The sequence below is a fragment of the Actinomadura fulvescens genome (assembly GCF_039533225.1).
Lineage (GTDB): Bacteria > Actinomycetota > Actinomycetes > Streptosporangiales > Streptosporangiaceae > Spirillospora > Spirillospora fulvescens.
In genome coordinates this window covers 64,163-84,372 of record NZ_BAAATD010000006.1, presented here as the reverse complement: position 1 = coordinate 84,372, position 20,210 = coordinate 64,163, and the positions used below count along the sequence as shown (strand labels likewise).

Sequence of the window (20,210 nt, the reverse complement as noted above, 5' to 3'; positions counted from 1 at the left end):
GGGGTTTGGGTGAGTAGCAGCGCCGTTCCGTTCGGTCTGCCCGTGGACGACGGCCTCGCCGCGGACGTGCAGGAGCGGCTCGCGGCCGTCGAGAGCCTGCTGCTGGAGTCCGTCCACAGCGAGGATCCGCTGCTCACCCAGGCCTCCAAGCACCTGGTCGAGGCCGGCGGCAAGCGTTTCCGGCCCATGCTGGTGCTGCTCGCCTCCCACTTCGGCGACCCCGCCGCGGCCGGCGTCGTCCCGGCCGCGGTGGTGGTCGAGCTGACCCACCTGGCGACGCTCTACCACGACGACGTGATGGACGAGGCGACCGTGCGCCGGGGCACGCCCTCGGCCAACGCCCGGTGGACCAACACCGTCGCCATCCTCACCGGCGACTACCTCTTCGCCCGCGCCTCCGACCTGCTGGCCGACCTCGGCCCCGAGGCCGTCCGGATCCAGGCCCGCGCGTTCGCCCGCCTGGTCCGCGGCCAGATCCAGGAGACCGTCGGAGCGACCCCGGACGCCGACCCGCTCAAGCACTACCTGCAGGTCGTGGCCGACAAGACCGCGTCCCTCATCGCCGTCTCCGGCCAGTTCGGTGCCCTGCTCGGCGGCGCCCCGCCGCACGTGGTCGACACCATCACCTCCGCCTGCGAGAAGATCGGCGTCGCCTTCCAGCTCTCCGACGACATCCTCGACATCGCCTCCGACGCCGAGCAGTCGGGCAAGACCCCGGGCACCGACCTGCGCGAGGGCATCCGCACCCTGCCGATGCACCTCGTCCTCGCCGGTGCCGACTCCGGCCCGGCCGACGCCCGGCTGCGCGAGCTCCTCGGCCAGGACCTCACCGACGACGCGCTGCACGCCGAGGCCCTCGCGCTCCTGCGCGCCCACCCCGCCATGGACCGCGCCCGCACCGACCTGCGCCGCTGGGCCGAAGACGCCCGCGCCGAACTGGAAACCCTCCCCGACGTCCCCGTCCGAGCCGCCTTCACCGGCCTCTGCGACTACGTAGTCTCGCGGACTGGTTAGCTTTAGCGGCCTCGGGCCCTCGCCTGGCGGCTCGGGACCGAACCGCGCTGTGCTTATTGGCTTTCGCGGCCTCGGGCCCTCGCCTGGCGGCTCGGACCCGAACCGCAAAAGCGGCGAGCGCGACATCGCTTCGCGATCTTCGCGGAGAACGTCGCCTTCGGCTTGTTCTCCACTCAGCGCCGCGCGCTCGCGTGCGGATACAGGTCAGCGCCGCGCGCTCGCGGTGCGGCTACAGGCGAGTGCTATGCGCTAGCGGTGCGGCTGCAGGTCAGTGCTGCGCGCTCGTGGTCCGGCTGCAGGTCGTGCTGTGCGCTAGCGGTGCGGCTGCAGGTCAGTGCTGTGCGCTCGTGGTGCGGCTGCAGGTCGTGCTGTGCGCTCGCGTGCGGCTCTAGGTCAGTGCTGCGCGCTCGCGGTGCGGCTACAGGCGAGTGCTGTGCGCTCGTGGTGCGGCTGCAGGCGAGTGCTGTGCGCTCGTGGTGCGGCTGCAGATCAGTGCTGCGCGCTCGCAGTGTGGCTGCAGGTCGGTGCTGCGCGCTCGCAGTGTGGCTGCAGGTCGGTGCTGCGCGCTCGCAGTGTGGCTGCAGGTCAGTGCTGTGCGCTCGTGGTGCGGCTGCAGGTCAGTGCTGCGCGCTCGCGTGCAGCCACAGGTCAGCGCGCCGCGCTCGCGTGCAGCCACAGGTCAGCGCGCCGCGCTCGCGTGCAGCCACAGGTCAGCGCGCCGCGTTCGTGTGCGGCTGCAGGTCGGCGCTGTGTGGTCGTGGTGCGGCTACAGGTATCTCGCTAGACGTTTTGGGGTTCGGTGGCGGGTAGGCCGCGGATCTTCATGGCGTGGAGGACCAGGTTGATGAGGGTCTCCTTGCAGGAGTCGAGGCGGCGGGCGTCGCAGAGCATGACCGGGACGCTCGGGCCCAGGTTGAGGGCCTGCTGGATCTCCTCCAGGTCGAAGCGGCGGGCGCCCTCGAAGCAGTTGACGGCCACGATGAACGGGGTGCCGCGGCGCTCGAAGTAGTCGACTGACGGGAAACATTCGGAGAGGCGCCTGGTGTCGGCGAGTACGACCGCGCCGAGGGCGCCCAGCGACACCTCGTCCCACATGAACCAGAAACGTTCCTGGCCTGGGGTGCCGAAGAGGTAGAGCACGTACTCGTCGCGGATTGTTATGCGGCCGAAGTCCATCGCGACCGTGGTGGTCTGCTTCTTCTCGACGCCGGAGACGTCGTCGACGCCCACGCTCTGGTCGGTGAGGATCTCCTCGGTCCGCAGCGGGGCGGTCTCCGACACGGTGCCGACCATCGTGGTCTTGCCGACCCCGAAACCGCCCGCGATCACGATCTTGACCGCCGTCGGCAGCCTGCGACCGTTAGAGAGCCCGGAGACCATCGATCACCGCCTTGTAGAGCCTGATGTCGTGCATGTCCGCCTCCGGTTCGGGTTCCTGGAGGGTGATGAGTCCCTTGTCGAGGAGGTCGCCCAGCAGGACCCGGACGGTGGCCACCGGCAGGTCGAGATGCCCGGTGAGCTCGGCCACCGACATCACCGACTGGCACAGTCTCGTGATCTCCAGATGCTCGGGGCCGAGCCCGACCTCGCTCGCCGTCTCCGGCGCCAGCGCCACCACCAGCGTGATCAGGTCGAACTTGCCGCGGGTCGGCTCGATGCGCCCGCTGGTCATCACGTACGGCCGTACCATCGGCCCGGCCTGCTCGTCGAGCCAGCGGTCCGGCTGCCGCAGGGGATCGTCTGGGGGCATCACTGATCCTCCGTGGCGGTGCGCGAGGGGCTGGTCAGGTGGTGCCCCATGCTGGTGACGAGCATCGCCATCTCGTACGCGATGAGGCCCACGTCGGAGTCCTCGTCGCTCAGCACCGCCAGGCAGGCCCCCTTGCCCGCCACCGTGACCAGCATGAAGGCCGACTGCATCTCGATGATCGTCTGCCGTACGGGTCCGCCGCCGAAGCGCGTCCCGGCTCCCTTGGCGAGGCTCTGGATCCCGGCCGCCACCGCGGCCAGATGCTCGCCGTCGTCCTGCCCGATGCCCCGCGACGACGCCATCAGCAGCCCGTCCGCGGACAGCACGACCGCGTGCCGGGCATGGGGCAGCCGACCGATCAGGTCGTCCAGCAACCAGCTCAGGTCCACCGAAGAACCCGTCTTCTGCGTCACTGCTCGTCCTCACCTTCCGCCGTTTCCGTCCTGGCAGCCGCCTCGTTCCGCCCGCGCACCGTGCCCCGCTGGTACGAGCCCATGATCCGCTGGATCTCCTCGGGCGACCGCCCGGGATCCACCTCGTCCGGCTCCTCCGCCACCACCGGCTCGTCGGTCTTCAACGCCGGCGCCAGGTTCGCCTGCGGCACCCGCACCGGCAGGCCGCCCGGAGTATTGGAGACCTCGGGCACGGGACGTTCCTCCTCAGCGTCGTCCGCCGGACCGGGTGGAGCGGCGCCGTCCGTCGTGGCGTCGTCGACGGCGGGCAGGACCGAGAGTGCGCCGGCCGGTGCCGGGACGGCGGGCACCGGGACGGGCCCGGTCGGCGCGGGGCCGCCGCTCGTGACCGCCACCGGCTGGCGCACGGCGAGGCCGTTCTGCGTCGTCGCTCCGGCGGGAAGCGGGCGCGGGCCGGTGGACCTGCGGTCCTGCGGTTCGGCCAGGAGCTCGCGAGGAAGCACCACGACGGCCGTTGTCCCCCCGTACGCCGAGCGCTTGAGCGAGACCTGCAGCCCGTACCGTTCGGCCAGCTTGCCGACCACGAACAGCCCCAGCTGCACCGAGCTCTGCAGGTTGAACTCCGGCGGGTCGGCGATGCGGTCGTTGATCTCCGCGAGTTTCTGGTCGTCCATGCCGAGCCCGCGGTCCTCGATGTCGATCGCGTACCCGCTGGCGACCGGATGCCCGCCGATCTGGACCACGGTGTCCGGCGGGGAGAAGGTCACCGCGTTCTCGATCAGCTCGGCGAGCAGGTGGGTGACGTCGCCGACGGCCCGTCCCGCCAGCTCCACGTCGTTGATGGGCAGGACCTGGACCCGGGTGTAGTCCTCGACCTCGCCGACGGCCGCGCGGATGACGTCCACCATCGGGACCGAGCGGCGCCAGCCACGGGCCGGGATGGCGCCGGAGAGGACGATGAGGTTCTCGGCGTTGCGCCGCATGCGGGTGGCCAGGTGGTCGAGACGGAAGAGCTCCTGCAGGTCCTTGGGGTCGATGTCGCGCTTGCGCTCCATCTGGTCGAGCATGCTGAGCTGCCGGTGCACGAGCGTCTGCGTCCGGCGGGCCAGGCTCAGCAGGACGTCGCGGATGCCGCGCCGCAGTTCGGCCTGTTCCACCGCGGTGCGGATCGCGGTCTCCTGGACGGCGTTGAACGCGCGGCCCACCTGCCCGATCTCGTCCACGCCGAACTCCAGCGGCGGCGCCTCCTTGGACACGTCGACCTTCTCGCCGTGGCCCAGCCGTTCGACGACGCTGGGCAGCCGCTGCTCGGCCAGCTCCCAGGCGGCCTGGCGCAACTTCTCGAGCTGCCGGACGAGCGCCCGGGCCGTCGTGATCGACACGACGATGGAGGCGATGACGGCCAGGAGCCCGAGACCACCGGCCAGCAGCAGCCGGACGACGACCCAGATGGCGATCGGTTTGGCGCGCTCCACCAGCCGGTCGCCCGCGTTCTGGATGCTCTGGCGCATCTGCGCGATGGCGGGCTCGGTCGAGCTCCGCCACTGTTCGGCGGTGATCCGTGGACGCTGCCCGGTCAGGGGTTTCTGGAGCAGCATGTCCTCCAGCGTCCGGACCTCGGCGAGCCGCCGGTTGGAGGTGATCTCCTTGTGGGCGGTGTCGTCGGCGTCCGGCAGGTCGGCCAGCGCGCGGTCGGTGACGAGCCGCCGCGCTCCCACCAGCCGGCTGATCTTCAACTGGTCCGCGGACGTGAGCCGCCCGGTCGTGAGCATCCCGGCGACCACGGCGTCCTCCTGCGAGAGGAGCTCCCAGGACCGGTTGACCGCGATCTCGATGCGCGTGTCGTTGGAGAAGTCCTTGTCGTCCAGGCTCGCGGCGGCGTCGTACATCCGGAAGACCGACTCGATCACGTCGGAGTAGACCTCGGCGGCGCGGTCGCGGTCGAGGAGACCGGCGTCGATCGCCCGGCGGTTGTCGTCGAGCCCGCGCAGCAGCTTGAGCATCTGCGTGGTGCGGCGTTCGAGCTCGGGTCCGGCGGCTCGCTGGAACGCGCCACCGTTGGCCGCGCGGACCACGACGGCCCGGCTCCTGTTCGTCCGCTCGCGCTGGCCGGAGATGACGGCGCGGCGGTCCTGCCCGGCACCGGCCGACGCCATGGCGATGAGCGTGAGCCGCCGTTCGCGCTGCAGATCGGCCAGCATGGGGTCGCTCGGCGCGACCACGCCGTCCATGGCGGTCACGAAGAGCAGGTTGACGCCCTCCCGCAGGGTCACCCAGGCGGCGAACGCCCACAGGGCGGTCAGTGACAGGAGCAGGGCCACAATCTTGGTCCGCAGTCGGGAGTTGCGGAAGCGCATTACGATCGCCCAAACAATTGTCAAGGTGCCTGCAATGCGTAGTATCCGACCCAGCCGCAGGGCACGCGATGGAGGAGAGATGCGCAGCGTCGGCTATGACCGATTTCAACGCACCATGGAACCTTACCAACGGCGCCTAACCCGCTCAAGGTGAACCGTTTACAAACGAATACCCATGAGCTGTCACCTGCGGTGGTGTGTCTTAATTCACTTCCTCGAAACAAACTTTCACGTTCGCGTCAGCCGGAGTGCACCCAGGATCGCGGCGCGGACCACGGTCAACGGTGTATAGAGGTCTTTGTCATGCCAGAGCGGCGGCAGCCCGTCCGGCGTGTGGATGAGCCACATCGCCGAACGCAGGAAGGCTCCGCCCCTGTCGACGGCGGCGGTCTCGTCGCTATGGCCGTTGCCGCACAGGCGCAGAACATGGATCGCGTACGCGGTCTCCTCGGCCGTCCCGTCCCAGTGTCCCCAAGAACCGTCCGGATGCTGCGTGGCCAGCACCCAGTCGACCGCCCGCCCGGTCGCCCTTTTCGCGCCGGTGCCCCCGAATCGGCCGAGAGCGAGAGCCGCGCATGCCGTCGCGTAGTAGGGCGACGCATGCCACCGATCGTGCCAGCTTCCGTCGGCTCCCTGTTGTGAGAGCAGCCAGCGTGAGCTCTTTCTCACCGCGGCCGCGTAGCGGTGCGCGGCCCCGCTCTCGGGAACGAGCTCCCGATAATGCCCGAAAGCCTCCAGAGCGTGCGCATTCGTAGTGACGGATTGGCCGTTCTCGCCCTGCCAGGTGCAGAAATGCGTCTCCGTTTCGTAAGGCCAGAGCACGTCGGGCGACTGTGGCGCGCCGGCCAGCGAAAGCGCGTACAGCAGCCCGGACGTGGTGTCGGCGTCGGCCGGCAGCCCCGCGCCGCCCGGCGCGCCGTCCGGGCCGAGGGCGCGGATCATCTCGCCGATCAGCGCTGGTGGGACCGCCACCGGGACGCCCGCGCGGATCAGCCAGCCGAGTGCCCACGCACGTTCGAAGTTGGTGATCGGGGTGGCGACGGACACCGGGCCGCCGTGTTCGGAGACGGCCGTCTCCAGATAGCGGCGGGCCGGGTGATCGGCCTCCTGTGCCCCGCGTTCACCGAGCCAGGCGGCCGTCGCCGCCGCCGAGGCGCCGACGGTGCCGACCGGCTGCGGGTGGACGGCGGGCGCGCCGGCGGCCGCGTCGCCCGCGATCTCCAGGGCATGGAGCAGCTTCTCGGGGATGGCGCCGCCGTCTCGCAGGCGCCTGCGGACGGCGTCGAGAACGGCGCCGTCGAATCCGGCGGGCGCCCGCAACCGCGCCGATTCCTGCCAGGACTCCATCCCGGTCGCCGGCCGGTCCCGGAGCCCGTCGAGCCGCCGGTTGATCGAGTCGATGAGAACGGGCGTGATGTGCTCGATCGCCGGCATGTCCGGCAGCCCGGCCGCGCCGCCGCGCCCGAGCAGGCGGAACAGTGCCCGGAGCCCCTGATCGGCGGCCTTGACCAGCTCCGTGCTCGCCGAACGCCGCGTTCTCGCGGAACACAGCTCGCAGAGCAGGGCCTCGGTGGCGCTGAGCGTGGGGACCAGCGCGTATCCCGCCTGCTGGACGCCCCACGAACCGTCGGCGTTCTGGGTCCTCAGCAGGAACCGCAGCCTCTCTGCATGGCCGGTCAGCCAGGGGACCAGCGCCACCAGCCGGCCCGTCTCGTACACCGAGGGAGTGGTCAGTCCCCAGGGCGAGGTGAGCATCCCGTCGAGGAGCCGCTGGGCCGCGGCCTCGACATCGAGACCGTCCCACGTGGCGAACGTGTCCTGCCGGATCTCCTCAGGGATCACAGGGTCCCCCAGTAGTCGGTGATCCCGTAGAAGCCCGTGCTGTAGCCGATCTGCCGTTCCAGGTAGACGGCTGCCTCCGGGTGAGCCGAGCGGATGGGTTCGATCAGCCGGTGGCACCGTTCGACGAGCAGGTCCAGGTGCGCGGTCACCTCCGAGCGGTCGACTCCGAGCATCAGGGCGTTGAGGTCTCCCCAGGTCACGTCCCGTTCGTAGGTCGCCAGGTCGTTGAGCAGGCGCAGCACTCGCTGCACCTCGCGGCTGGCCGCCTGCAGTGCCTCCCGGTGCGCGACCACCTGCGGGGCGCCGCTCGCGATCCAGTGCGAGATGTTGACCCAGGCCGAGCCGTAGTTGTCGGCGTTGTCGAGGTACTCGGCGAACGACGGGCGGGGGGCCGCGCCGGACTTCCAGCTCCATTCCCGCGCGCCGGCGTCGAGCAGACGCCGCAGCTGCCGGCGCCAGTCGGCGCGCAGGTCGGTGAAGCCGGGGGCGAGGGCCAGCTCGTCCCGGATCTCGGCGAGGAAGCGGGCGAGCTCGTCGCCGTCCGCGGGGGCGGCTCCGTCGGCGACGGCGAGGCAGCGCCGCGTGATGTCGTCGATCTCGGCACGGGTGGCGGCGATGTGGTCGACCAGCCAGTCGAGGGCGAAGATCCACAGGGAGGTGCGCCCGGCGACGCGCAGACCGGCCGCGGGCACGCCGGGTGAACCGAACGCGTTGGCGCAGGCCACCGCGTGATACAGCGTGGAATCGAACGGCCTGGCGGCGAAGAGGCCGGGATGTTCCTCCGCGCAGCTTTCGAGATCGCGAGCGCAACGCACCGCCTGAGCCATGATCGAGCCGGCGTCGCGGGCGTCCTGGGGAGGGTGATCGGCGACAGGGTTCGGATGCATGGCGGGGTCTCTCGCATTCGATGAGTCGTCGTGGGACGTGCCGAGCCGGGCGTCCGGCGGAACCGGGCGCCGACGAGTGGGTGATCAGCTCGCTCGCGCGCCGGTCAGGGGGGCGAGGGCGAGTTCGACGTTGGTCCGCGGCCGCAGCGTCGCGCCGATGCGCGGCATCGGCGGGATCGGGCGCGCGAGGGCCGGCCGGAACCTGCTGAGGATGCTCGTGAGGATCATCTGGGCCTCGACGTTGAACACGTGCCTGCCGATGCACTGGTGGGGCCCGCCGCCGAACGGGAAGTAGGCGTAGCGGTGGCGGCCCCGGACGTTCTCCGGCAGGAACCGGTCGGGGTCGAACTCCAGCGGGCGGTCCCAGACCGACGCGAGCCGGTGGGTCAGGAACGGGCTGATCAGCACCGCGTCGCCCGGCTTGATCGGCACCCCGCCCATGGTGGTCGGCTTCGTCGCCATCCGGGGGAACATCCAGCCGACCGGATAGAGCCGGAGCAGCTCCTGGACGACCTGGTGCACGTACGGGAGGCGGTGGAGGTGGTCCGGGCGCACGCGCTCGGTGCCCACGACGCCGTCGATCTCGTCGTACAGCCGCGTCGCGACGTGCGGATGGTCGTTGAGCAGCGGCCAGAGCCAGGTGAGGGCCAGGGTGGTGGTCTCGGTGCTGGTCGCGAACATGGCGAGGAGGTTGTCGCGGACCCAGGTGTCGGTGAGCTCGCTGCCCGCCGCCGCCCGCGCTCCGCAGAGCACGGTGAAGATGTCGTCCCCGTCGCCTGGATCGTTCCGGTAGCGGTCGACGAGCTCGAACAACGTCTCGTCCATGATCTTGACCGCGGCCCGGAAGGCGCGGTCCCCGGGCAGCGGGATCAGGCGTGGCACGAACGGCAGCAGGAACCTGAACGCGATCGACCTGGCGACCTGGTCGAACGCCGGGATCAGGCGGTCGGACTCGACCGGCGAGATCTTGTCGCCGAAGAGAACCTTGATCACTGTCTCGTTGACGATCCGGCTCATCTCGGGCAGCCCGTCGACCGTGCGGCCGCCGCCGCCCGGCGCGACGAGACGGTCGACCGCCTCGTTGATCGCGGTGGCCATGAGATCGGTGAGCCTGTTGACGTTGCGGGTGGTGAACACCGGCTGCAGCACGCGCTTGCTGAGCTCCCAGTCGTCACCTTCGGCGAGAATGCTGGCCCCCATGAGCCTGTTGAGCGGGCGCCAGAAGACGCCGTCGCGGACGAAGTTCTCCGATTCGCCGCGCAGGACCTGCTGCACATGGTCGGGGTGCGTCGCCAGATAGGGCCGGGAGGCGCCGAGGCCGAGCCGGACCAGCTCTCCGTCCGCCGACTCGTTGATCCGTTGCAGTTGCAGCAGCGGATCGCGGACGAACCCGGCGACCGTGCGGTAGAGCGGAAAACTCTTGGCCTTCTTGACGGGAACGGAGTCGGCGGGGACGGGCATTCTCGGGCAGCCCCTCAGTGTGAAATTAGCGTGGCGAAGTACACCGGTCAGGGATGGACGGAGGGTGAGATCGGCAGGTCAGCGGGGGATATTACTAATTTGTGATGCTTGTGCCTTATGGGCGTTTCGGGGGAAGTATCACATGATCAACCGGAGCCGTTCAAGTGCTGAGACGGTAGGAGATTCATGTTCCCGGGAGTGGCGTACGTCACTTGTTTGGAATTTCGCGAGCTGTTCACCTGTGAATGCCGGACGGACGGCATCACGGTGCGTAACGCCCTGTAATGTCTCATAGCTTGAGATGGGCGTCAGGTGCACATCCCGTCGGCTGCCGGGCGAAGGTGGGATTAGGTCACGCTGCCGCCGTCGACTTTACGTGGGATTGTGAAATCAGCTGTAAAGGGCTTTGCCGCACGCGAAACGCCCCATTCGAATGGTTATTCGAATGGGGCGCGGGTGGCCGGTATTACTTGCCGAAGCTCACGTCCGGGCGGCTCAGGCCGGAGGGCAGAAGGGGCGGCAGGCTCGGCTTGGTGGAGACCTTCAGGAGGCCGGAGACCTTCCGTCCGTCACAGTGCGCGACGATGTCGTACGTACCGGAGGCGAGGTCGCGTTTGACGGTGGCGGTGGCGTGGCCGTTATCGGCCTTGCCGCCCAGGGTCACGTCCTGGGCGAAGGCCTTCGAGGTGGCCCAGTGCCGCGTGCGTCCGACGGAGCAGTCCGGGACCGTCAGGTCGACCTGCTGCCCGGGACGGGCGACGTTCGGGCTGACCTTGACGCCGTTGGCACCGCCGGCCGTCGCCTCGCCCACCGCTGGGACGACGAGACCGGCCGCGATAAGGGCCGTTCCCAAGGCGCTGAGGCTGAGCAGGCGCAAGGGTTCTCCTTGGATCAAGGTGACGTCCGTGTGACGTCCGGCACTCTAGTGGCTTCGCGGCGCTTGACAATAGAGATGCGCGGAATCCCGGAAAAGTTGTGGCGATCAGGCCGCCTCGGCGACGATCCGTTCCGCGCGGGCCGCACGCCGGGTGCGGTGTCCGGCACGCACACCGTCCGCCGTCAGGATGATCAGCGCGGCCCACACCAGCAGGAAGCCCGCCCAGCGGCTCGGCGGCATCTCCTCGTGCTGCACCAGCAGGCCGATGAGGAACTGCAGGACGGGCGCCAGGTACTGCAGCATGCCGATCGTGCTCAGCGGGATCCGCACCGCGGAGGCGTTGAAGAGCATCAGGGGGATCGCGGTCACCACGCCGGCGGCGGCGAGCAGCGCCATGTTGCCGGTGCCCTCGTGCCCGAACGCGCCGTCACCCTGGACCTGGAGCGCCAGCGCGAAGCCGAGCGCCGGCAGGAAGAGCACCGTCGTCTCCACCGCGAGGCTCTCCGCCGACGGCATGCTGGCGAACTTCTTCATCAGCCCGTACGTGCCGAACGAGAAAGCCAGGACGAGCGCGATCCACGGCAGCCGGCCGTAGTCGGCCGTCAGGACGACGACGGCGGCCACGCTCAGCCCCACGGCCAGCCACTGCCAGGGGCGCAGCCGTTCCCGGAAGATCACCACGCCGAGGAGCACGCTGATGAGGGGGTTGATGAAGTAGCCGAGGGCCGCCTCGATGGTGTGCCCGGTGTTGACGGCGTAGATGTAGGTGCCCCAGTTGGCCGTGATGACCGCCGCGGCGAGCGTCAGGATGGCGAGCTTGCGGGCGGTGAGGCTCCGGATCCAGCCCCAGTTGCGGCGGACGGCGAGGATGGCGAGCACCGCGACCAGGGACCACATGATCCGGTGCGCGAGGATCTCCATCGCGCCCGCGGGCTTGAGGAGCGGCCAGTAGAGGGGAAACAGGCCCCACAGCACGTAGGCCGCGACGCCGAACACCATTCCGCGACGGTTCACCACGAGGTGCACAGTATCAGGACGTAAGCAGTCAAAATCCAACACACTAATGACGGCGCAGAGCCCGCGTCCGCGAGCTAGCCTGAAGAGGTGTTCGGATTCGCGAAGACCGAGATGATCACTCCCGACAAGGCTCTCCCGGGCCGCGACGAGCCCATGCCGGTGCCGCCGCGCCACGAGGTCCTGGGCGGCCCCCTGGCGCCTCCCTACCCGGAGGGCGCGGAGATCGCCGAGTTCGGCCTGGGCTGCTTCTGGGGCGCCGAACGCAAGTTCTGGCAGACCCCGGGCGTCCTCTCCACCAGCGTCGGCTACGAGGGCGGATACACCCCCAACCCCACGTACGAAGAGGTCTGCAGCGGCCGCACCGGCCACACCGAGGCCGTCCGAGTCGTCTACGACCCCACCAAGGTCTCCTACGAAGACCTCCTGCGCGTCTTCTGGGAAGCCCACGACCCCACCCAAGGCATGCGCCAGGGCAACGACGTAGGCACCCAATACCGCTCGGCCATCTTCTACCGCGACGAGACCCAGCAAAAAGCCGCCGAAACCTCCCGCGACGCGTACCAGAAGGTCCTCACCTCAGCCGGCTACGGCCCCATCACCACCGAACTGGCCCAAGCCACCGAGTTCTACTTCGCCGAGGACTACCACCAGCAGTACCTCCACAAGGTCCCCAACGGCTACTGCGGCCTAGGCGGCACCGGCTTGTCCTGCCCGGTGGGCATCGCTCCCGCCGAGTAGCTCGTACCTAGAACTGGGAGCGCCTGTGGCCAAGGCAAGCTGGTACGGAGTTCGCTGCTTGCTTCGTTGGGAGCAGGCTGCCGGGCGGCCCTATGAGGAGAGCATCACCATCTGGCGAGCGGACTCCTTCGACGAGGCGATCGTTAAGGCAGAGCGAGCAGCACGTGAAAGTGCTGCTCTGCTCGGCGGCGAGTATCTCGGGCTGGCGCAGGCCTTCTTCATCGGCGATGACGAGAGCATCACGGAGGGCGCGGAGGTCTTCTCCCTGGTCCGTGACAATGAGCTTGAACCTGAGGAATACCTCACGGCGTTCTTTGCTACGGGCGACGAGCGCCAGGGTGACGCTAAGCGGATCAGCTAGCCGAGCTACCGGGCGCCCGGTCCTTCGAGCCGTTCGTAGGGCGGTGGCGAACGGGCAGCCCGCTGCGGGCTGCCCGTTCGCCGGGCGGGGTCAGGTGGCGGAGCAGTTGCCCTGGGTGGGCTTGCCCGCGAAGCGGTCGCCCAGGAAGGCGACGGCGTCCGGCTCGCTCTGCAGGGCTCCCAGCACGTGCTCGGCGAGCAGGTAGGTCTTCCACGTGACGTTGGCGCCCTTGGCGCACCAGCTCTTATGGAGCTCGTCGGCCTGCTTCAGCGGGATGATCTGGTCGAACGTCGCGTGCGGCTGGAAGACCGGGACGCTGGGGGCCGTGGCGCCCAGCTTGTTCGCGTCCAGCCTCGCCCGCCACTCGGGCGTCTGGAGGGGGTTGGTGGTCGTGTAGTCGCTGATCTTCTTGAACGCGGTGTCGAAGAGCGTGGCGACGCCGTCGAAGCTCAGCAGGCAGACGTCCTTGGCCTTGGCGAGGAGCGCGCGGCCCCTGTCGTTGAGGTAGCGGTCCAGGTTCAGCTCGGGGTAGGCGGTGTCGTAACCGACGGCGGCCATGAACATCAGCGCGATGAAGAGGCTGCCGTCGAGGTTGTCGGCCACGGCGCGCAGGTCGGCGGGAACGCCGCCCGCGACGACGCCCTTGAGCTGGAGTTCGGGGGCGTACGTCGTGGCGAGTTGGGCGGCCCAGCCGGCCGACGTTCCGCCTTGCGAGTAGCCCCAGATGCCGGTGGGCGCGTTGGCGAGGTCGGCCTCGGGGAGGCGCTGGGCGGCGCGGGCCATGTTGAGGACGGCCTTGCCCTGCGAGCCGCCGACCTCGTACGTGTGCTGCCCCGGGGTGCCGAGGCCTTCCATGTCGGTCACCGCGACGGCCCAGCCCTTGCTGAGGGCGTCGGCGATGAAGAGTTCCTCGTAGTCGAGGCCCTGGGTGAGGGTGTACGAGGGGGCGCACGCGTCGCCTAGGCCACGGGTGCCGACCGTGTAGGAGACGAGGGGACGCTTGCCGGTGCCCGTCCAGGCCTTGGTCGGAACGAGGACGGTGCCGGAGACCGCGATGGGCGCTCCCTGGACCGACTCGGAGCGGTAGAGCACCTGCCACGACTTGACCCCGCCAAAGGGCGTCTTGCCGAACGGGTCGACGGTGAAGACGGACGGGCGTGACCTGATGATGTCTCCCGGCTTCCCGGCGGGCAGGGGAGACGGCGGCGTGTAGAAGGGATCTTGGGAGGGCGGGACCTGCGGCGCGGCGTCGGCGTTCCCGTGAAGGGCTGCCAGTCCCAGGCAGGAGACCAGCATGACGCCGAGGACGCGGCGAAGTCGGGTGGACATGGTCCGGAACCTTTCGTCGTCCCCCGTTACCGTCCCGGTGACGGTCACCTGACCCTAGGCAAGTGGACCCCTGGTCCAATAGTCATCCGGCTACAACGATTGGGGCCACGTCACACCCGGGGCCGTTGGCCTCGCCCAACGCCCGCCTCCAGAATGGGGAGCTGATCGTGGGCGAAGTTTCGTGCGAAGGTGGGGAATGTCTGACAACAGGGTGGCCGAATACCTCGAACGGCTCGCGGCCGGTGACCTCGACGGGGTGCTGTCCCTCTTCGCCGGCGGCGCGGTGGTCGAGTCGCCGCTGTACGGACGGATGACCGCGGCCGACTTCTACACGGGCCTGTTCGAGGACACCGAACGCTCAGAGATCACGCCGGTCGACACGTTCACCTCCGACAGCGATCCACGCCGGGTGGCGGTGCGTTTCCAGTACGACTGGACGCTCGCCGACGGCAGCGCCACCACGTTCGACTGCGTGGACGTGATCGAGTTCGACGGCGACGGGCGGATCGAGCGCCTCACGATCGTCTACGACACCCATCCCCTCCGTTCGGTCTGGGCGGGCGTACGCAGCTAGCCGCGCTGCTGGCCGTAGATGTGGACGGTCTTTCCCCGGTACTCCGTATCGCGCAGGTGCCGGTGTCCGATGCGTTCGGCCACCGCGATCGAACGGGCGTTGCCGGGGACGATCACCGAGATCACCTCGTCCACGTCCAGATCGCTGAAGCAGTACGCGACGGCGGCGCGGGCGGCCTCGGTGGCGTACCCCTTGCCCCAGTGCTCGCGGGCCAGGCACCAGCCCACGCCGAGGCCCGGGAACCCGTGCGGCCGCCACGGTCCGGCCCGTCCGGCGAAGCGGCCCGTGGACCTCTCGACGACCGCCCAGTGCGAGAAGCCCCGGATCTCGCGGTGCCCGATGAACGTGGCGAGGCTGCGCCAGGCGTCGTCGGGGGAGGTGCCGACCGGCTCGGCGAGACCGTCCACGACCTCCGGGTCGGCCAGCATCGCGGCGTAGTCGTCGAAGTCGGTGCCGGCGAGGGGGCGCAGGATCAGGCGTTCCGTCTCCAGGATGCTCATGATCTCCAGTATGTGGATCATGGGGCGGGTTCTCCGCGTCACGTGACCCTCCGGTCGTGGTACGAAGGCCGGACCATGAGATGACCTTGGAGGGTGTGGGATGAAAATCCGTCGGGTGGTGCCCGATCTGCGGTCTGCCGACCTTGAGGCGGCCCGCGCGTTCTACGCGCGGCTGGGGCTGCGGGAGGTGATGAACCTCGGCTGGGTGTCCACGCTGGCCTCGCCGGACAATCCCACCGCTCAGATCATCCTCGTCCGCCACGACGAGCCGGCGCCGCAGCCCACGATGAGCGTCGAGGTGGACGACGTGGACGGCGCGTACGAGGCGATGGTCGAGGCCGGGCAGGAGATCGTGTACGAGCTGCGCGACGAACCCTGGGGAGTGCGCAGGTTCTTCGTCCGGGACCCCGACGGCCACGTGATCAACGTGCTCGGCCATCGGTGACGGAAACGCCGCAGGGCCCCCTCGCCGTCGAGGGGGCCCTGCGTCCCGTGTGACTCCGCGGGAGGCGGAGGAGGCTGTCGTTATGGCGTCAGTACGTCAAGAGGCGCTCAGTAGGGCAGAAGACGACCGGCTGGAGACCGGAGGTCGAGCGGGCTCGGTTGACGTGGGGGTCGTGGGCGCTTGATGAGCTGCTGCCGTGCCATGGTGATCATCTCCCCCGTTGCGGTCGGAGTTAACCCGCCGATCGAGCCGATGTCGCACTCACTGGGTAGGACGGCGCCGACCTCGGTGAGGTTCGCTGAGCTTATGCGACAACCTCGACCTCTTCGACCGAATTTCCGGAAGCCGCTCTCGCGCGGTGTATCCGGGTGCGTACGGTGAGTGTCGGCCGGTAAGGGGTGAGATGGCGCGGCCGATCCCGGCCACCGCCGATTCAGCCGGCGTCGTACTCGGCCACGAGCCGCCCGGCGGGCGGCTTCTCTTGGGTGCCTGGAAGAGAGAGTGCTATCTCCCGTACGGTCTGTGCTTCGGACACGCTCTCTAGAATGCCGCTACATGACTGACTTGACCATCGACGCCCCCCGTACGGCGCTCATCGTCATAGATCTCCAGGTGCGCATCGTCGGCATGGAGACCGGCCCCGCCACGGGCGCGAACGTCGTCCGGCAGGCGATGCGGCTGGCCGACGCCTTCCGGGAGAACGGCGGCCTCGTAGTGATCGTCCAGGCGGAACGTCCCGGCGTCCCCGAACAGCCACCGGGCAGCGAGCTCGTCAGCGAGATGGAGCCGCGGCCGGGCGACCTGCTGATCACCAAGCGGGCCTGGAACGCCTTCCACGAGACCGAGCTGCACGACAAGCTGCGGGGCCAGGGCATCGGCACCGTCGTCGTGTGCGGGCTGATGACCAACGCCGGCGTCGAGTCCACGGCCCGCACGGCGAGCGACTTCGGCTACGACGTGCTGTTCCCGGAGGACGCCATGGCCTCGTTCAGCGCGGAGCTGCACGACTTCGCGGTCGGCAAGATCTTCCCGCTGCTTGGCACGGTCTGTACGACGAACGACATCCTGCCCGCACTCCGCACCAAGCCCGCCTGACACCTGTCCAACGGCTCGCCTGGCGGGCTCAGGAGACGATGTCGCGAGTACGGAAACGGCGGAAGGCTAGGGCGAACAGGACGAGCGCGTAGGTCAGCGAGATCGCGGTGCCCTTCGCCATGCCCGTCCACTGGATCTGCGGCTGCAGGGCGTCCATCCAGGAGTACATCCAGTGGGTGGGCAGGAAGTCGCGCCAGTCGCCCAGCGCGGTGACCGCGTCGAGGATGTTGCTGACGATCACCAGGCCGACCGCCCCGCCGACCGCGCCCAGGGGCGAGTCGGTGGTGACCGACAGCAGGAACGCCAGCGCGGCCACCACGAGCTGGCTCACCAGCGCGTACCCGACGATGATGCCCATCCGGCCGACGGCGGTGGAGACCGGCACCGAGCCGCCCGTGGGCAGCTCCACCGAGCCCCAGCCGAACGCGACCGTGCCCGCGACCAGCGACATCAGGGGCAGGCTCACGACCGCGACCGCCGCGTATCCCAGGGCCACGATCAGCTTCTGTCTCAGCAGCCGCGCCCGCGGGACCGGCGCGGCCAGCAGGTAGCGCAGCGACGACCAGCCCGCCTCGCTCGCCACGGTGTCGCCGCAGAACAGCGCCACCGCGACCACCAGCAGGAAGCCCACCGAGACGAAGAGCGCGAACAACGCGAAGTTGAGGGCACTGGAGGTCGCCACGTCCACCAGGCTCGGGATGCCGTCGGGTCCGGGATCGCCGCCGATCTTGAACGCGGCGACCAGGATCCACGGCAGCACGAGCAGGATGCCGAACGCCACGAGCGTGCGCCGCCGGCGGAACTGCCGGACGACCTCCACGCGCAGCGGCAGCGTATGCCGCACGTCATAGCCCGGCCCGGTCTCCGGGGCGGCGGCGGCCTGGCGGCCGTTGAGCGGCGTGGTCGTGCTCATCACGCCTCACCCCTTCCGTTGCCCGCGACCTTCGCGGTGTCGTCCACGCCCGTCCCGACCCCGGTGGTGTCGCCCGTGCCGTTCTCGGTGCCGATGATCTCCAGGAACGCGTCCTCCAGCCGGCGGCCCGAGCCGACGATCTCGGCCACCGGCCCGGCGGCGACCCGCCGGCCGCGCGACATGACCACGGCGTGCGTGCAGGTCATCTCCACCTCCGACAGCAGGTGGCTGGAGACGATGACCGTCCGGCCCGCCGCCGCGTACCGGATCAGCACGTCGCGCATCTCCCGGATCTGGGGCGGGTCGAGGCCGTTGGTGGGCTCGTCCAGCACGAGCAGATCGGGCAGGCCCAGCATGGCCTGGGCGATCGCGAGGCGCTGGCGCATGCCCTGGGAGTACGTGCGGACGGCGCGGTCGAGCGCGCTGCCGAGGTCGGCGATCCGCAGCGCCTCGTCGAGATGTGCCTCGCCGGACGGCCGTCCGGTGGCCCGCCAGTAGAGGTCGAGGTTGTCGCGGCCCGACAGGTGCGGCAGGAACCCCGGGCCCTCGACGAACGAGCCCAGCCGCGACAGCACCGGCGCGCCCGGCGTCACCCGGCGCCCGAAGATCCGGATCTCGCCGGCGTCCGGGTGGATGAGCCCCATGAGCATGCGCAGCGTCGTGGTCTTGCCCGCGCCGTTGGGGCCGAGCAGCCCGAGTACCTGCCCCTTCTCGACGCTGAAGCCGAGGTCGTCGACGGCCAGGTGGCCGTTCTTGTACGCCTTCGTCAGGCCGGTGATCTGCAGCGGCACGTCGGCGCGCGCCGGGTCGAACGCCTCGGCCGCCCTGCCGCGACGGCCGCGGCCGGTGACCAGGATCCCGGCGGCCACCGCGAGCGCGACGCCGGGGAGGACCCAGACCCAGCCGGGCAGCGGCGCGGCGGTCGTGTGCAGTGACGGAACGGTCGGCACGGTAAGCCCGGAGACCGCCGCGACCTTGAACGTGGCGGGCCGCGGCGGCGTCGCGAAGCCCATGTCGGTCGTGGCCACCACCAGCCGCAGCCGGTGTCCGCGGTCGAACCGGTAGTCCATGGCGGGCAGGGTCACCGTGACCTCACGGCCCCCGTCGGCCTTCGCCACGCGCAGCGGAGCGGCGAGCCGCCGGGCCGGAGTCGCGCCGCCCGGTGCGACGTCGTACAGCTTGGCGAACAGGGGCACGTCGCCCTTGCCGGTCACCTTGATCCGGACGCTGGCGGCGCCGGTGAGCTGGACGGGGTCGGTGAGCGGGGCCGTGTCGAACGTGGCGGACTGCCCGGGCATGTCGATCGGCAGCTGGCTCGTCAGCCCCGCGCCGCCCAGGTCGCCGAGGTTGCCCAGCGCGCCCAGGCCGGGCAGTGCCGAGATGGAGGCGGGCGAGCCGCCCGCCGGATTGTGGATCGTCTGCTCGCGCCCGGTGAGGGCCAGGGTGCGGGTGCCGGACGCCAGGCCCGGGTACGTGCGGGTGCCCGCCGCCTCGATCACGACGGACTGTGTCGAGGAGTCGATGCCGCCCGCCCGGGTGACCGTGAACCCGTCGTTCGCCGAGCTTCCCGAGGGCTTCCCGCGTTCGAGGTAGCGGTCGAACCAGTCGTGGACGAGCCCCCGGACACGGCCGGTCTCCGGGTCACCGCCGTCGTGCCCGCCCTGGTACCAGACGACCGAGACCGGGGCGCCGTTGCGGGCGACGGCCTCGGCGTTCGCGTGCGCGTGGTCGAGCGGGAAGAGAGAGTCGGCCTGGCCCTGGACGATGAGGCTGGGAACCTTGATCTGGCCGGCGACGGCGGCCGGGCTCGACCGCCGCAACAGCTCGACCGCTTCGGCGGTGGGCCGTCCGGTCTCGGCGATCTCCTGGTACATGTCGCACACGGCGGGCATGAACCGGCCGCACGGGTTGTCCTGCGTGCCGGGTCCTTCGCCGATGCCGCTGGAGAAGAAGATCCCCGCCCACAGCTTCTTGAAGACGCCGTTGCCCGGGCCCTCGCCGGTGGCGTTGGGGAACAGCGCGTCCGCCAGGTCGTTCCAGGTGATCTGCGGCGCGATCGCGTCCACCCGCCGGTCGTGCCCGGCGGTCAGCAGCGCGATGGCGCCCCCGTACGACTCGCCCGCCATGCCCACCCGCGGGTCGCCCGGCCCGTCGAGCTGGACGTCGGGCCGCTTCGCCAGCCAGTCGATCAGCTGCCGGACGTCCTTGACCTCGTAGTCGGGCGAGTTGAGCGCGATCTCCCCGGTCGACTTGCCGAACCCGCGGGCCGACCAGGCCAGCACGGCGTAGCCGTCGCGCGCCAGGTCCTCGGCCTCCGCCCGGACGTCCTCCTTCGAGCCGCCGAAGCCGTGCCCGAGCATGACCGCCGGACCCTTGGCCCGGCCGACCGGACGGTAGAACGTGGTGTCCAGGGTGACGCGCTGGTCGTTCTTGGGGCCGTCCAGCACAGAGATGCGCTGCTCCAGCGTGCGTACCGGCGTGTCGCCGCCGGCCGCCAGGCCCCAGGCCAGGCCGCCGCCCACCAGGACGACCACGGTCCCTGCCGCGGTCGTCCAGCGTGCACGCCGGCCGGCCCTGTCCCACCGCTCCCTGAGCCGTTTGGCCGTGTTCGTCACCTTCACGGCCCGGGGACCTCGC

General features: G+C 70.1%; 19 protein-coding genes. 6 read left to right on the top strand and 13 right to left on the bottom strand.

Annotated elements, in window-relative coordinates; genetic code table 11:
• The first annotated feature begins 9 nt into the window (after window positions 1-9).
• Window positions 10-1,014 carry a polyprenyl synthetase family protein gene (locus ABD333_RS22690; protein ID WP_344543902.1) on the top strand — a complete coding sequence of 335 codons (1,005 nt, stop codon included), beginning with the start codon at window positions 10-12 and terminating at the stop codon, window positions 1,012-1,014.
• A gap of 780 nt (window positions 1,015-1,794) precedes the next feature.
• On the opposite strand, the gene ABD333_RS22685 is transcribed toward ABD333_RS22690, so the two are convergent.
• The 9 genes from ABD333_RS22685 to rarD all read right to left on the bottom strand — a co-directional run bounded on the left by ABD333_RS22685 (window position 1,795) and on the right by rarD (window position 11,618).
• A complete protein-coding gene (locus ABD333_RS22685) occupies window positions 1,795-2,394 on the bottom strand; it encodes a GTP-binding protein (RefSeq protein ID WP_344543900.1) in 600 nt (199 codons plus the stop codon).
• Complete coding sequence (locus ABD333_RS22680; RefSeq protein ID WP_344543898.1) at window positions 2,375-2,764, bottom strand: DUF742 domain-containing protein; 390 nt, start codon at window positions 2,762-2,764, stop codon at window positions 2,375-2,377. The genes ABD333_RS22685 and ABD333_RS22680 overlap by 20 nt, the downstream gene beginning before the upstream one ends.
• On the bottom strand, window positions 2,764-3,177 hold the full coding sequence (locus ABD333_RS22675; RefSeq protein WP_344543896.1) for a roadblock/LC7 domain-containing protein: 414 nt from the start codon (window positions 3,175-3,177) through the stop codon (window positions 2,764-2,766). The genes ABD333_RS22680 and ABD333_RS22675 overlap by 1 nt, the downstream gene beginning before the upstream one ends.
• Window positions 3,174-5,534, bottom strand: a complete 2,361-nt coding sequence (locus tag ABD333_RS22670) for a sensor histidine kinase (protein ID WP_344543894.1) — start codon at window positions 5,532-5,534, stop codon at window positions 3,174-3,176. Before ABD333_RS22670 ends, ABD333_RS22675 begins: the two co-directional genes overlap by 4 nt.
• Window positions 5,535-5,762: 228 nt before the next feature.
• Window positions 5,763-7,376, bottom strand: coding sequence for a prenyltransferase/squalene oxidase repeat-containing protein (locus tag ABD333_RS22665; protein WP_344543892.1), 1,614 nt, complete (start codon window positions 7,374-7,376; stop codon window positions 5,763-5,765).
• The gene (locus ABD333_RS22660) at window positions 7,373-8,263 is read right to left on the bottom strand and encodes a terpene synthase family protein (protein ID WP_344543890.1); all 891 of its coding nucleotides are present in this window, start codon (window positions 8,261-8,263) and stop codon (window positions 7,373-7,375) included. The genes ABD333_RS22665 and ABD333_RS22660 overlap by 4 nt, the downstream gene beginning before the upstream one ends.
• Before the next feature lie 84 nt (window positions 8,264-8,347).
• Entirely contained in the window at window positions 8,348-9,724 is a 1,377-nt protein-coding gene (locus ABD333_RS22655) for a cytochrome P450 (RefSeq protein ID WP_344543888.1), read from the bottom strand.
• A 466-nt stretch (window positions 9,725-10,190) separates the two neighbouring features.
• The gene (locus tag ABD333_RS22650) at window positions 10,191-10,601 is read right to left on the bottom strand and encodes a hypothetical protein (protein WP_344543886.1); all 411 of its coding nucleotides are present in this window, start codon (window positions 10,599-10,601) and stop codon (window positions 10,191-10,193) included.
• Between the two features lie 105 nt (window positions 10,602-10,706).
• Complete coding sequence (gene rarD, locus ABD333_RS22645) at window positions 10,707-11,618, bottom strand: EamA family transporter RarD (protein WP_344543884.1); 912 nt, start codon at window positions 11,616-11,618, stop codon at window positions 10,707-10,709.
• Between the two features lie 87 nt (window positions 11,619-11,705).
• Here rarD and msrA point away from each other — a divergent pair, with 87 nt between their 5' ends.
• Window positions 11,706-12,356, top strand: a complete 651-nt coding sequence (gene msrA, locus ABD333_RS22640; protein WP_344543882.1) for a peptide-methionine (S)-S-oxide reductase MsrA — start codon at window positions 11,706-11,708, stop codon at window positions 12,354-12,356.
• A gap of 25 nt (window positions 12,357-12,381) precedes the next feature.
• Window positions 12,382-12,717: a hypothetical protein gene (locus ABD333_RS22635; RefSeq protein ID WP_344543880.1), complete on the top strand. Its 336-nt coding sequence runs from the start codon at window positions 12,382-12,384 to the stop codon at window positions 12,715-12,717.
• A 90-nt stretch (window positions 12,718-12,807) separates the two neighbouring features.
• On the opposite strand, the gene ABD333_RS22630 is transcribed toward ABD333_RS22635, so the two are convergent.
• Entirely contained in the window at window positions 12,808-14,046 is a 1,239-nt protein-coding gene (locus tag ABD333_RS22630; RefSeq protein WP_344543878.1) for a lipase family protein, read from the bottom strand.
• Window positions 14,047-14,242: 196 nt separating this feature from the next.
• Between ABD333_RS22630 and ABD333_RS22625 the strand changes: the two genes are divergently transcribed.
• On the top strand, window positions 14,243-14,620 hold the full coding sequence (locus ABD333_RS22625) for a nuclear transport factor 2 family protein (RefSeq protein ID WP_344543876.1): 378 nt from the start codon (window positions 14,243-14,245) through the stop codon (window positions 14,618-14,620).
• Here the strand turns inward: ABD333_RS22625 and ABD333_RS22620 are convergent.
• Window positions 14,617-15,120: a GNAT family N-acetyltransferase gene (locus tag ABD333_RS22620; RefSeq protein ID WP_344543874.1), complete on the bottom strand. Its 504-nt coding sequence runs from the start codon at window positions 15,118-15,120 to the stop codon at window positions 14,617-14,619. The genes ABD333_RS22625 and ABD333_RS22620 overlap by 4 nt on opposite strands.
• A gap of 100 nt (window positions 15,121-15,220) precedes the next feature.
• Here ABD333_RS22620 and ABD333_RS22615 point away from each other — a divergent pair, with 100 nt between their 5' ends.
• Window positions 15,221-15,565 carry a VOC family protein gene (locus ABD333_RS22615; protein WP_344543872.1) on the top strand — a complete coding sequence of 115 codons (345 nt, stop codon included), beginning with the start codon at window positions 15,221-15,223 and terminating at the stop codon, window positions 15,563-15,565.
• A 555-nt stretch (window positions 15,566-16,120) separates the two neighbouring features.
• Entirely contained in the window at window positions 16,121-16,660 is a 540-nt protein-coding gene (locus tag ABD333_RS22610; protein WP_344543870.1) for an isochorismatase family protein, read from the top strand.
• 28 nt (window positions 16,661-16,688) lie between these two features.
• Here the strand turns inward: ABD333_RS22610 and ABD333_RS22605 are convergent, their stop codons facing one another.
• Both ABD333_RS22605 and ABD333_RS22600 read right to left on the bottom strand, forming a co-directional pair.
• Window positions 16,689-17,573, bottom strand: coding sequence for an ABC transporter permease (locus tag ABD333_RS22605; protein ID WP_344543867.1), 885 nt, complete (start codon window positions 17,571-17,573; stop codon window positions 16,689-16,691).
• Window positions 17,573-20,194 (bottom strand): alpha/beta fold hydrolase, encoded by a 2,622-nt coding sequence (locus tag ABD333_RS22600; RefSeq protein ID WP_344543865.1) that lies wholly within the window; start codon window positions 20,192-20,194, stop codon window positions 17,573-17,575. The genes ABD333_RS22605 and ABD333_RS22600 overlap by 1 nt, the downstream gene beginning before the upstream one ends.
• Between the last annotated feature and the right edge of the window lie 16 nt (window positions 20,195-20,210).